The sequence below is a fragment of the Ruegeria sp. Ofav3-42 genome, from assembly GCF_022347725.1.
Taxonomy (GTDB): domain Bacteria; phylum Pseudomonadota; class Alphaproteobacteria; order Rhodobacterales; family Rhodobacteraceae; genus Ruegeria.
The window spans coordinates 18,195-31,287 of sequence record NZ_JAKRGB010000026.1; the positions used below are offsets into that span (position 1 = coordinate 18,195).

Below are 13,093 nucleotides of genomic sequence, written 5' to 3' on the forward strand. Positions count from 1 at the left end.
GACATGGGGCTTCTGGAAAACACAGCGTGTTTCGGAGGCAAGAACGCGGTTTACAGGCACCAATCAGTTGCCTGTAACTGCGACATGACCTTCGGTATCTTTCTGCCTCCGCAGGCCGAAGCAACATCGGTACCGGTTCTGTGGTATCTGTCCGGACTAACCTGCACCCATGAAAATGAGATGTCCAAGGCCGGACCGCAATAGATCCAGCGGTGGGTTATTCCAGTTTGGACGAGTAGTGAGCTTTGCTGGTGAAATAGACATTAGTTCGAATCTCTACGATCCGGTCCAATAGATCGAGGCTTTCACGTCGCCCAACGATAACGGGCGTAGTTGCATCTAAATCGTAGGCGTCCGCTCTCTCTGTCCCAAGGACTTCGGCCCACAACCGTTCTTCTGCTGAGATTATTACGCAAGCATAGGCCTGCTGAAACGGTGTTGTCACGTTAACAGTCGTTCGGTTGCTGATGCCAGTAATTGGACGTAGGTGACATCGATGAATTCATCGTCGATCAACTACAAGCGTCACCGATTTCCTTCTCAGATCATTGCTCATGCAGTGTGGCTCTATGTTCGCTTCAATTTGAGCCTGCGTGAAGTTGAAGAAATGCTGCTGCAGCGTGGGATCGATGTTTCCTACGAGACTATCCGGCGTTGGGCCATCAAATTTGGACCGCAGATCGCTCGGTTCCTGCGACGCCAACAGGGGCGTCCAGACGACGTCTGGCATCTGGATGAGGTAGTCGTGAGGATCTCGGGCCGCAAGTATTGGCTTTGGCGCGCGGTCGATCAACATGGCGTCGTACTGGACGAAATTCTCCAGCCGAAACGGGACAAACGGGCTGCTAAGCGGTTGTTGCGCCGCCTGATGAAGCGTCTTGGGTTCATTCCAAAGCGGATCATCACGGACAAGCTTCGTTCCTATGGTGCCGCCACACGAGAGATTGCACCGAGGCTGGAACATTGGTCGCACAAGGGTCTCAACAACCGTGCCGAGAATAGTCACTTGCCGTTCCGCAATCGGGAACGAGCGATGCAGGGATATCGGTCTCCGGGCGGATTACAGCGGTTTGTGACCACCCACTCAGCTGTCCGCAATTGCGTCAGCGCCCCAACTCACCGCCGCACCGCCTCAACAATCCGGTATCACCGTCTCGAGGCATTTGACGCATGGAATGCCGCCACTCAAATGGCTTGAAATCCGAACAGCAGCATTCTTTGGTCAAACGGAGTTAACGTGACAATACCGCGGCGTGTGTTGAGTGGGATTACTTCCTCAATCGCAATGGGTTGAGGTGGTCCGATGCCCTCGTGAGTATGGGCCGCCAAAGACGCTGTACAACCGCTGGAAACGATGGAGCGATATGATGTGTTCGCTCGGATCATGGCCGGGCTGGCTGCGGTAGGAACCGATCACAAGACCATCATGATCCCCTCTCGGGACATTGCTGCGCAATGTCCTGCCGTGCTGTAGGCACAACATGCCTCAAAGCGCACCGCACGGCCTCCAGCCTGCGGTTGAAATAGGGGGCGGCAGGCTGATCCGCTGCCCGGCAGGCGCATCCTGAGGATGCTGCCGAGAAGGGCCGGACAAAGGGCGGCATGAATGCGAAATTGCACGCCATTCCTGACAGCATCGGACGCCCGGTAAGTTTCTTCATATCCGCCGGGCAGGTGAGCGATTGCACGGGGGTCAGGGCTTTGGTGAACAGCTATCCATCGGCTGATTGGCTGTTGCGTGCTCGCTGCCATGATGCGGATTGGTTTCGCGAAGCCCTGACGGATAAGGGAATAAGGCCCTGCATTCCAGGCCGAAGATCGCGCGACAAACCTGCCCTCTACGACAAGCACCGCTATAAACGACGAAACAGGATTGAGATCATGTTCGGGCGCCTTAAGGATTGGTGCCGTGTGGCCATTCGCTATGACAGATGCCCGAAGGTCTTCCTCTCAGCCATTTCTCTGGCCGCTACCGTATTGTTCTGGTTGTTAATCAATGAGTCTGGAGCCTAACTAACTCCGGTATGATCACTTAAGGGCTCGGCGTGCTCAAAACTTTGCAGCAAAGCCAAACGAAGAGCGGCTATTCATCGATGCTGCGGCTGTCGTCTCGATTGAGCCCCTTCCGATCTCCAGAAAATCTGTTCTGACAAAACCAATAGTGTTGTATTCTGGCCAGGGCCTCGGTGCTGCACTCTCGATCGACATTGCTAGGCTGTTCGTAGCCACTGTTTCAGCCAGGTTGATACATAGAGTTCAGCTCTCTTAACCTAATTTAGGCCTTCAGTGCCGAATGGTATGTTGTTTCAAAAAACTAAATCGCGAACGTCGCTGTGAAATCAAAGCTCGCTACCACGATAATTGCAGATATCTCGGATAGCACTCCGTTCTATGAAGCAATGGGGGATGATCAGGCGCAAAAACTGATACAGTTCGAGATTGACCGCTTGAGAGAAGCTGCAATGTCCCATGGAGGCATTCCTGTAGGGCAAAAGGGCGACGACGTCTTATGTTACTTTCTTGATCAGGATGCTGCAGCTAAGGCGGCGTTGGAGATGATAAACAAGCCGCATGGCACTTTGTTGTCCGTTCATGCAGGAGTGCATCATGGTCCAATCGTTTTCGCTGAGAATGGAATTTTCGGTGAAACCGTTAACCTGACTGCCAGGCTAGCCGCGGCTGCGAACCCAAGCGAGGCTTGCGTCAGCGAGAGCGTCGCCAGTTACTTAAGCCCAGACATCAAGCAGTTGCTCACTCCGATTGGACCTCTTCACCTGAAAGGTGTGAGCGATCCTGTAAAAGTTTATTCGATGCGACCACCCACAGACGGGCTGAGTACGGTTGTGCATACGCCAACGCTGATTGATCGCGGTCTCAGTCGAGGATCCCAGAGCAGTAGCTTTACTCTTATCCTCTATCATGACGACCGCTCATGGCGTTGCAGAGAGGGTGATGAAATTAAGATTGGCAGGTCTAAACAATGCGACGTAGTTATGCCTCAGCCATGGGTTTCGCGGTTACACGCAGTGCTGAACATGAAAAATGGCAAACTCATGCTAACAGATCGGAGTTCATCTGGGACGTACGTAAAGTTTGAAAACGAAAGAGAAGTTCACTTGAAACGAGAAGCGGTCATGCTTGCAGGCGGTGGTTTGATTTCGTTGTCCCTCCCGACTCATCATGCCAATGCCCGACCTCTCGAATTTGAAGTCGTGCGTCGGTAGCTAATTCCAAAGTCAGGCTTCTGAGTTCTGTGGCGAAAGTCTCAGAAAGAAATCTGCTTTTCGTGCTAAGATTATCCTGCAGTGCTGAATTCAAAAGCTCAGGAGGGAAGCATGCAGTTTGTTTTTTTGAACCAATTTTGTCGCGCTGGCTTGATCATCGGAGCAACCGCATTTCTGTCCGGTGTGGATGCAGCGGCACAATCAGATATGCCTAACGCCTGTCCGGTTGACGGATGCGAAGTCCGGATAGTGTCGGTCGAAAAAAATGGTGACGAGCTTACAATCACCTACGAAGCGAACTTCAAACCAGACGTCTCCAAGAACCACCTACACGCTTGGTGGGGGGAAAGTTATGCCGTCGAGCAAGTCGGCAGGAATGCTCAAAGTGAGTTTAATGTCGAGCAAGGCCGATGGCACCGACATGGCGATTATCCCTCCTATGTGACCAAGGAGGCGGCCTCAACCTCCGCGCGAGACGGGGCCACAACAATGTGCGTCACTGCGGCGGACAGAGACCACAATATTCTGGACGCGAGCAAATATCATTGCGTGGACGTGCAGGAACATCTCTGAGGCAAGGGATGTGTCATGAGTTTCCCTGCTTTTATAGGCCGTTATGCCGTAGAAAGGGAAATTGCTAGCGGCGGTTTTGCGGCCGTCGTCTTAGCCAGGGATGAAGAATTGGAAGTCCCTGTTACGCTTAAGATTCTGCACGCAAACTTGGCCAGCAATGAGAAGGTCATTTCCCACTTCCTGGAAGAAGCGCGGTTGCTGAGGCGTATTCGGTCACCGCGTGTCGTATCTGTTCATGATGTGGGGCGGCTGGAGGATGGGCGACCTTACTTTGTCATGGACTATGCGGATCGGGGTACTTTGGCCGAACGCCTGAAGCGTCTGGAACCAGCCTTGTTGGCTCAGCGCGATGGTGTGGGCATCTTAATTGATGCGCTGGCCGATGGCTTGACGGCGGTTCATGAAGCAAACGTCGTGCATCGTGACGTCAAGCCGGCAAACGTGCTTTTGCAACGCATCAAGCGCCCGAAAGACAATGAAAACACAAGCACTTTCACTGCGCTGGTCGAGCCGGATGAAAGAGTGTTTTTGGCCGACTTGGGAATCGCAAAAGACATGGCGATTGGCGTGACAGGCGCGACTATGATGGCCGGAACACCGCTGTATCAAGCGCCGGAACAGGTTGAAAACGGAGAACCTGTTTCTCCAATGACCGACATTTACTCGGCAACGGCGCTTATGTGGCACGTCCTGACGGGCCGTGCGCCGCCTCCTTTTCATCGCATCTCCGAGAACCTGACTGGGTTGCCAGAGATGTGGCGCGACTGCATCGAGCATGGAATGGCGTTGGACCCTGAGGCACGGTTTCAGGAAATGCTATCCTGGCGCAATGCGATGAATGACGCTCTGGACCGCGATCGACGAGAAGCCGCGTCTGAAGCCGAAACGCAATTTTCTGAGAGTCAGGTGGAATGTCCCTACAAAGGGTTGGCGGCTTTTCAGTCAGAAGACGCCAGCTATTTTTTTGGCAGGGAAGATCTGATCGAAGAACTTGTAAACAGGCTTCAACAAAGCCGAATGCTGGTTTTGGGGGGGTCTTCCGGCAGCGGCAAATCATCAGTCCTTCGCGCTGGTTTGCTCCCTGCTGTGGCTGCAAACGCAATACCAGGTAGCGAAAACTGGCGTGTTTGTATTTTTACCCCCGGTCGGGATCCGATGACGGATTTGTATTTCCAACTCATTGGGGACAATTCACATCTAACTGCTCAGGTCTCACTTAATGATTTCATCGCATATCCCAGTGCAGCGCGTCGCCTTGCGACGGCCGACGAAGGCGAATTGCTCATCTGCATAGACCAATTTGAAGAACTATTTACCCTGGTCACAAAAGAGCGCAGAAACAAGTTCATAGAAGCCCTATCGGCAATGACCGACCCTGCAGATAGCCGAGTTCGAGTTGTAATCACAATTCGTGCGGACTTTTACGCTTCCTGCGCGGAAATTCCCTGGCTTGCTGACAGGATATCCGAGAACCAATTGATGGTTGGGCCAATGACACGCGCGGAGCTTCGCCGCGCGATAAGTGAGCCTGCGCGTGCGGCTGGGCTGCATATGGACCGGTCTCTGATAGATGCAATTGTTGATGAAGCGGGCAAAGAAGCTGGCTCGTTACCTCTGGTGGCGCATTCGCTTTACGAAACCTATATTCGGCGAAAGGGCGCGACCATGTCTCTGGATGGCTACCGAGAGGCAGGCGGTGTGACAGGCGCAATAAGCCAAACAGCAGAGACGCTTTTTTCCAACACTTTTGACGATGATCAGAAAAATGCCACGCAGAGGTTGTTTTTGCGATTGGTAACCCCCGGAGAGGGAACGCCGGATACACGCAGGTTGCTTCCAATAGATGAGGTAGAACAAGACTCTGAACCCGGCACTACGCGGAAAGTTGTTGAAGCCCTGACAGACGCACGCCTTTTGACGGTGGATGAGGAGACCGTGCAAATCGCGCATGAAGCCCTACTGCGTACGTGGCCAAGATTGACCTCTTGGATCGAAAATAGCCGAGACGATCTGCGAATGCGTCAACGTATTCAGCATGATGCAGCTGAGTGGGAAAAGGATAGCCGTGAACCTGATTTGTTGTATCGCGGAACAAGGCTACTGGCTGCGGAAGAGTGGTCGGAGGAAAATGAAAATGAGTTAGGAAGGCTCGAACGAGAGTTCCTTGGACAGGCGCGTGAGGCACGCGAGGCGGCTCTGACGGCATCAAATCGGCGCAAACGGCGGCGGCGTCTCTACTTTCAGATTGCTGCTGGTGCGCTGGCTGTTCTGACCATCGGGGCGACGAGCGCTTCTATTATGGCTATTCGTGCTTCTAACCTCGCTGAAAGCAACCGCAAGATTGCTGTGGCCGCAACCGCAGAAGCTAACGAACGGTTTGCTCGCGCGTTAGGAGCGGCCGCAAATGGACTAACTCAATCAGACCCGCTGCTCGCCCTTTCCCTCAGCGCAGAAGCCATCGCACGCGCCAATTCAGCCGACTCCACCTCGGAAGCACGTTCCGCAATGCTGATGGCGCGCCAGAAACTGAGCGAACCAGGCCTTGTTCCGTTGGGAAGCCCACTGTCGGTCGGAGACGCTCAAACCATGGACCTTGATGCCGCAGGGCAAAGGGTGGCTGTCGGATTGCGTGACGGCCGGATTGTGATCCACAGCACCAACTCGGATGAAGGTGTTTTGGCTGAATTGGTAGGACACTCGGGGGGTATTAGGGACCTGGCATTTTCACCGAACGGAAACCTCCTTTTGTCGGCTGCAACTGACGGAGAGATCCGTTTATGGGATGTTGGTCATTCTCGAATTGGTCCGGTCACAACGCTGTTTTCCGGTGACGACGTCGCGTTCGGCGTGGCATTCGATTCAGTTAGCAGGCGTGCCGCTTCTGCCACCGGAGATGGTACTGTACGTCTTTGGGACGTTTCAAATGGGATGCAAATAGGTCCACCCTTGGCGAAACAGCAACTCGGATTCAAACGGGTAGCTTTTTCCCCGGTTCTGGAAGGTTTGGTGGCCGGAAATGTCGATGGATCCATCTATGGATGGGTGGACATTGATGCGCGTCCTGCCTTTCCCCCAATACCGGGTGGTCCGCTTGGTCCCGATCCTGACCACCTTTCTTTCAGCAGCGATGGTAGTCTCTTTGCAGTCTCCCACACGAATGGAAAGGTAACGACGATCGGATTTCCCTCAGGTGGCCCAGTGGTTGATCGCTTTACCCACGTCGACGCCGTTGTAGCAGCAGCGTTTTCCGGCCCCAAAAACGTTCTTGTAGGAGCTACGGCGAATGGAACGCTCATTATGGAAGATGCAAATTTGGTTCCAATCGGGGACGAGGTTCAAGCACACAGCCAGAGCATAGTGGATATCGAAACTGCCACGCAAGTGCCCATCCTGGCGACACTTGGTCGGGACCAGCAGGTCCGTATTTGGCAGGTAGTTTATGAAACAAGCAGCGAGAATACACTGGCCTTTGAAGATGGAACAAAAGCTCTTGGCATTGCGTATAGCCCGGATGGAAACAAGATCGCAGTAGGCGATGGTGACGGCAATGTTTGGATTTGGGATGTGGGCTCGACAATGAAACCCATGTTGCTAAAGGGGCATCAAAATCAGGTTTGGGCCGTGGCGTTCTCGCAAGATGGTCGACACCTTATCACTGGTGATCGGGGCGGCAATATCCGGATTTGGGACCCGAATTCCTTGCAGCTTACAGAAGAATTCAGCTTGGGGCAGACGCCGGTCTGGAACATTTCTCCTACCGCGACATCGTTGTTTTTTGCGGCCACAGGGAACGGGGTTCACAGAATTGATGCAGCAGACACAAGCATAGTAAAAACGATTGGGTTGCCCGAAACGGCCATAAACCGAGTTACCATATCTCCGGACGAATCCAGACTTGCGGCAGCTTCCTCCACGGGAAAGCTTTATATTTGGAGTATTGCGCAAAATGAGTTGGAGAAAGTGATAGACGCTGACGATAATGCCCTGTGGAGTGTTGCGTTTTCGACTGACAATTTAAAAGTTGCATCGGCGTCAAGCGACGAGGTGGTAAAGGTCTGGAATTTGGAAAGCGGCGAAGAACTGGCTTCATACGGCGGGCACAAAGGCGGTGCAACGGATATCGCTTTTCTGGCGGATGAAGCGACTTTGGTCGCGGTCGACAGATCAGGCGAGTTGCATTGGTGGGACGCGGCGGTCAACCGACGGCTCATGCCTGTTCAGAAAGTGCACACAGCCCCCAGTTGGAGAATTGCACTAGCGCCCGATGGTCATTCCTTTGCAACCACAAGTGAAGAGGGCGTGACCCGAGTTTGGGACAGGTTGAGTTTGGAGATTGCTTGCTCGTTGGGTAACCCGACTTTCGACAGAGAGAGACGAATACAGTACCTAGGCAGTCAAAAGCCAGCAACCAGTTGTGATGCCATCCATGAGTAGTCAGGATTCGTTAGGCCGCAGACTTGGGTAACGAGCCTGTCCCAGTCAAGTTGTTTTGCGCAGAATGCTTGAACCGCCAAGGCGGTGTAACTTTACCTTGTTCGTGTTCGCCCTGCGTTCTGTCGCGGCCTACGGGTGAGATCCTCTGGGTACATGCTTGGGTTCGTGGTCAACGCTTTGGTTGCCAGCACGTTGCTGGTCCGATGTAATTCCGATGTGCCCATCTCATTGGCGTGCTGGATTGAAGTCAGCGACTGTCCTGCCCACGGCTTCATCGGAACCACGCCCCTGCGGGACCTCCAAAGCCTGCGATCATGCGGGCGAAGGGTGCGTTAACAGACGGGCAAGTCATTTTCGGAGTTACATCAGGTTGGGCCTCAGTACCCTCAACCCAAATCCGATGGAGGATGACAGAAATACGCCGAGCAAGGGCGACCATCGCAATTTTACGGCCTCAGCGTTGGGCGAGCTGGGGCCCCATGTTCGCAGCCATGTCGAGCGTCCGCGGTTCATCATGACATTTGCAGCCTGGCACAACGCCCGCCTCAGATTGACATCCCCGGCCTTGGAATTGCCACCCGAGATATCGCACTCACCGGATCGGTTGCGCGAAAGGGGGGACTCTGTGGCAGGATTTTGGCCTTCGAGAGGTGGCTTCACGACCAAGATCCACCTCCTCGCAAACGCCGATGGCCTACCCATGAGAACAGAGATTACGCCGGGCAGGCTTCAGGCTTTCTGAGGTTCAATCTGGTCATGTCCGATAACCTGCCCGAGCCGAGCGTGTTGCAAGCAGGCCGTGGTTATGACGGCGACCTCTATGCGCAAGCCGCGAAAAATCGGGTCGGCGTGGATTGCTCACTGTATCGCCTGCGAAACCTCGTCGAGCGATACTTCAGCAAGCTCAAGAACGCCCGGCGTGTGGCCGCACGATACGATAAAACCACGGAGAGCTTTCTGGCCTTCATCGACATTACATTAAACCGCCTCTGGCTCCGTCATTTGTCAACATGACCTGGAAAATCGCATCAGTTCGTGCGGAAGTTGCGACAGATAGATTCGTTATCAGTGATGCATTAATAAACAATTGGGTTTACCATCGCCCTCCAATTATGGTCCCATTTTTCGAAAGCCGCGAAACTGTAATTCGAATTCGGTTGATGCAAACATGAAGATTTCAGGGTCGGCCATTACAAATACCGGAAGCACTCGCCTGTCAAATCAGGATTGCATTTTGGCAGGATCCTGGAAACAGCAGAGGTCAATGACTGTGCCCTACCGGTTTGAGTTTTCTGAGCCTACCGGCCACCTGGTCCTGGTTGCTGATGGTTTGGGAGGTCATCGTGCTGGAGAGTATGCAAGTGAAACGGTCGCAAACACATTTCTTTCACTTAGACCAAGGCTAAAGGGTTCATATGAACTTGTTGAATTCTTGAGAAGTGCAAATCGAACCCTCTACGAATTGGGAGCGGGAAACTCACTATTGGAGGGTATGGGTACGACCGTTGCGGGCGTTGTTTGCCTTTCTGAACGGCTTATTTGGTTCAATGTGGGCGATAGTAAAGTCTTTCGTTTTCACAATAGTGTTTTGCACCAGTTAAGTGTCGATGACTTCGCATCTGAGACACACATACCGAGCTTAGCAAAACCTGCATTGTCTCAATCCCTTGGCGGGACGCCAAATTTCCATGACATCGATCCCCATACAGGTATCGAGCAACCGAGTAACGGCTCGAAGTACTTAATTTGCAGTGACGGCCTGACGGATGTAGTTCCGATTCCATACATCGAGCAGTCCATGTCTCATTCAAACGAAACCGCCGTTGGGCGGCTGCTCGACGCTACACTTGCGCAGGGAGCACCCGACAATGTTTCCATCATAGTAATGTCGGTGGAAACCAGCGCTCCTCAAAAACACGAGCACTCCTCACGATAGATTACGCAAACATACTATGCGCTGAAGTTCCGCCGGGCATTTGAGTCGCCCCCAGATTTGGTCCAGCAGGATCATCACTAGTCGCGCAAACCTGAGACAGGATCGCGACAACAAGATGCGCAAAATAACTGTCCGGTTTTAACTTCACTGCGGCCTCTGCCAGGCCCTTCATCTCATTTATGGACTCTGTGCGTGGTACCAACGGTGAGTATTCAAAACTGCGGTGCAGGCTGAACGCGAGCATCGCCATTGCCATCGAGTTGTCTGGCTCCCGCGTGAGCGCCGCGCGCAGCGAAGCCGCTACCTTGTCGTTTTCGCCAGGGCCATGAGCGAAATAGGCGGCACCTCTTCTGAGCAGATCTGCGACGGACAGCTCATCGTCCTTCGTGTTTCGCAACCATTCGAACTCAAAGTCCTTCAACTTGACGCGAATGGCAGCGGCGACCGACCGCGAAATCTCTTCTTCCAGATCGAAGATGTCGCCGCTCTTGCGGTCGTATCGTTCGCTCCAAACCTGAGTGCCATTTGCCAATTCAATCAAGCTGAACGTAAGGCGCAGTCGATCGGCCCACCTGCGAACCGAGCCTTTGAGAACAAAATCCGCATCTTGTCCTACTGTCGATTGCTCGCGGATCAGTCCGATTTCCGAATCCTTGCTCAAGCTGTTGAGCAACCCGTCTCGTAGCCCCTCGGCCAGAAACTTTGCTTCCTCGCCACCAGCCACCCTTATGGCCCGCAAGGCCAGTGTGTGAACTGCTTGACCGGCTGGCTTTGGCGAGGCCGGTACGGGGCGGTGCTCTTTGCCGCGACAGCCGGTCAAACTCGTATCTTTGTCCTGATCGTCCGGACGAAAATGGTAAATACGCACGGGCAGGTCAATATTTTTTAGGTCGTGCTTGCCGCTGTCAACGAATGTCGGCGCGAGATTGCGCCGCACTTCTTCATACACCTTGTGAGAGATGCAGACCCCAGCCGGCTCTCCCAATTCCTCCAACCTGCTTGCGATATTGACCCCTTCTCCATACAGGTTTTCCTCATCGATCATAACGTCACCCAGATTGATGCCGACGCGGAACCACATACGTTGCTGCTTCAGACAGTCACGATTTCGGGCCGCAATCTTGTTCTGGAAATCGACGGCGCACAACACCGCCGAGGATGGGCTGGAAAATTCGGCAATCAGTGAATCGCCGGCACCACCAAACACGCGGCCATTGTGTTCGCGAATGCAGTTTTCAATTTTCCCAAGACAGGTTTTCAGGGCGTGCAGCGCACCGGGCTCGTCCCGACTCATCATGTTGGAAAATGCGACAACGTCGGTGGCGAGAATGGTGGTTAATTTGCGATCGACCTCTGACATCCGTCGTTCAGCCCAATGCTCGTGAGTGTGGAGTGTACAAGCATTAGGAAAAACGCACAAACTTACTAACCGTCTTGTTGTTCCTCAACGCCAGCATCGCTGAGCTTCGTTTCGAGAAAAGTCGGCTCGCGCTGGCGTATGTTCCAGAAAGCAAAGATGACCGGATGTTGCGGAAAGAGGTTGCCGACATGCTCTGTGTGGCCTTGCTGTGATTGACACCGAGCCCTCCTTTAACAAATTCAGTAAGTCGCTGCAGCGGTGGTGCTAGGCGAATGCGAACCAGTCACGCCAAGGATTGAATTGCTGACAATCATTCAGCGGAGACTGCGCAGCATCAAACCGAGATCACGTTCGCTGGCCACCAGGGATTCGACCCAAAGCATGTGTAATTGGGCTGACCCTGATCAGATGTTGAGATCCCGATAGGATCACAGGAGATCTGTGAACATGGGAGATTCGAATGGAGAACTTTGCGGGCTCGGATGTATCGCTGCGGTCCTGCGCGATCTGTGTTGACGGCGGCAACTTGCTCAAGGTTGTTTCGTTGCCAACGCTTTTCGTTTCAACAGAGCTCTACGGCCAAACACAAACACCAGCACCAAAGTTACAGGAACCAACACGGCACCTATCAGCGAAAGATGATGCACGGCATCGGGTAGTAGCGAGACGCGATGTCCGAACTGGTATGCAATAGTTGTCCAGAACAATACCCAAAGCACGGAGCCCGCAACGTTTGCCAAAAAGAACTTTATCCAAGGCATGTTTGCTGAACCGGCGACCAAACCGTTTAACTGCCGCAGCAATACAAAAAAGCGCGCGCAGACAACAACATAGGCACCATATTTGTTTGTCGCGCGTTCCACGGAATCGTACTTCGTCTGGGTAATGCCGAAACGCGATCCATACGCCAGGATGATCGCGCGGCCGTACCTTCGCCCAATCAGGTATGCAACATTGTCACCAGCTATGGCCGCAAGAATGGCAACCGCTGCAACCGCGAAAATGTTCAGAGTTCCTTTTGCTGCAAGCGCCGATGTAGCCACTAAGGCACTTTCTCCAGGAAGTGGCAGTCCAAAGGTCTCAAAAAAAATCGTGGGGAAAAGGACGAATAGCCCGTAGTTCTCAATAAGATTTTCGAAGTTGTCTGCGAAGTGATGCATCTGAAAACCCGGCCCTACCGAAACGATCCCAAAGCGGTTTGCTCGATGTACATTTCTTAATGATTTGGAAGAGAAGAACCAACTTATAGATACCAGTTAAAAGCCATGGATTCACTGCGGACCGCGGGAGGAACTAAAATGGCTTTTACAACCAAAGAATTTTGCACGAGTTTTCGGCGCATTCTCTTCGCCTCGCCAGAAAAAAGGCTCGCGAGACGGAAAGGAAAACAACTGGCGCGAAAGAAGCGAAGGGAGGCCGATGCTCAAGTCGCAAAGGATCTGACCCAGCCCCCTAAACCGGGCCGTTTGGATTTAGAATCCGTTCCTGTTTTGCTCTGAAACCCAACCTTCTGCCACCTGGGCATAGAGTTTTCCGCATTTTCTCAGCATGACGGGCTGGTATCGT

At 53.1% G+C, this 13,093-nt stretch carries 9 protein-coding genes and 4 pseudogenes; 10 read left to right on the forward strand and 3 right to left on the reverse strand.

The genetic code is table 11. The features are described 5' to 3' along the window. Positions 1-3: 3 nt before the first annotated feature. From MHN28_RS23185 to MHN28_RS23210, 7 genes and pseudogenes are all read left to right on the forward strand, one after another. Positions 4-201: pseudogene (locus MHN28_RS23185) on the forward strand (alpha/beta hydrolase-fold protein); the annotation flags it as partial. Positions 202-496: 295 nt separating this feature from the next. After that, positions 497-1,198: an IS6 family transposase gene (locus MHN28_RS23190; RefSeq protein ID WP_239345220.1), complete on the forward strand. Its 702-nt coding sequence runs from the start codon at positions 497-499 to the stop codon at positions 1,196-1,198. A 51-nt stretch (positions 1,199-1,249) separates the two neighbouring features. After that, positions 1,250-2,013 (forward strand): annotated as a pseudogene (locus MHN28_RS23195) (IS5 family transposase); the annotation flags it as partial. Between the two features lie 320 nt (positions 2,014-2,333). Beyond that, complete coding sequence (locus MHN28_RS25165) at positions 2,334-3,224, forward strand: adenylate/guanylate cyclase domain-containing protein (protein WP_239345222.1); 891 nt, start codon at positions 2,334-2,336, stop codon at positions 3,222-3,224. Positions 3,225-3,335: 111 nt separating this feature from the next. Beyond that, positions 3,336-3,797, forward strand: coding sequence for a hypothetical protein (locus MHN28_RS23205; RefSeq protein WP_239345224.1), 462 nt, complete (start codon positions 3,336-3,338; stop codon positions 3,795-3,797). 15 nt (positions 3,798-3,812) lie between these two features. After that, positions 3,813-4,499 (forward strand): annotated as a pseudogene (locus MHN28_RS25170) (serine/threonine-protein kinase); the annotation flags it as partial. 78 nt (positions 4,500-4,577) lie between these two features. After that, positions 4,578-8,231, forward strand: coding sequence for a WD40 repeat domain-containing protein (locus tag MHN28_RS23210; protein ID WP_239345225.1), 3,654 nt, complete (start codon positions 4,578-4,580; stop codon positions 8,229-8,231). A gap of 360 nt (positions 8,232-8,591) precedes the next feature. Here MHN28_RS23210 and MHN28_RS23215 read toward each other — a convergent pair whose 3' ends face one another. Further along, complete coding sequence (locus MHN28_RS23215) at positions 8,592-8,933, reverse strand: IS110 family transposase (RefSeq protein ID WP_239345227.1); 342 nt, start codon at positions 8,931-8,933, stop codon at positions 8,592-8,594. Between MHN28_RS23215 and MHN28_RS23220 the strand changes: the two are divergent. Together MHN28_RS23220 and MHN28_RS23225 are read left to right on the forward strand one after the other, a co-directional pair. Continuing rightward, positions 8,863-9,245, forward strand: a pseudogene (locus tag MHN28_RS23220) (transposase); the annotation flags it as partial. The gene MHN28_RS23215 and the pseudogene MHN28_RS23220 sit on opposite strands and share 71 nt — an antisense overlap. Positions 9,246-9,495: 250 nt before the next feature. Beyond that, positions 9,496-10,167 carry a PP2C family serine/threonine-protein phosphatase gene (locus MHN28_RS23225; protein ID WP_239345229.1) on the forward strand — a complete coding sequence of 224 codons (672 nt, stop codon included), beginning with the start codon at positions 9,496-9,498 and terminating at the stop codon, positions 10,165-10,167. Position 10,168: 1 nt separating this feature from the next. Here MHN28_RS23225 and MHN28_RS23230 read toward each other — a convergent pair whose 3' ends face one another. Together MHN28_RS23230 and MHN28_RS23235 are read right to left on the reverse strand one after the other, a co-directional pair. After that, positions 10,169-11,527 (reverse strand): adenylate/guanylate cyclase domain-containing protein, encoded by a 1,359-nt coding sequence (locus MHN28_RS23230; RefSeq protein ID WP_239345231.1) that lies wholly within the window; start codon positions 11,525-11,527, stop codon positions 10,169-10,171. A 530-nt stretch (positions 11,528-12,057) separates the two neighbouring features. Then, entirely contained in the window at positions 12,058-12,687 is a 630-nt protein-coding gene (locus tag MHN28_RS23235; protein WP_239345233.1) for a DedA family protein, read from the reverse strand. 138 nt (positions 12,688-12,825) lie between these two features. Between MHN28_RS23235 and MHN28_RS23240 the strand changes: the two genes are divergently transcribed. Beyond that, entirely contained in the window at positions 12,826-13,026 is a 201-nt protein-coding gene (locus MHN28_RS23240; protein WP_239345235.1) for a hypothetical protein, read from the forward strand. The last annotated feature ends 67 nt before the right edge of the window (positions 13,027-13,093 follow it).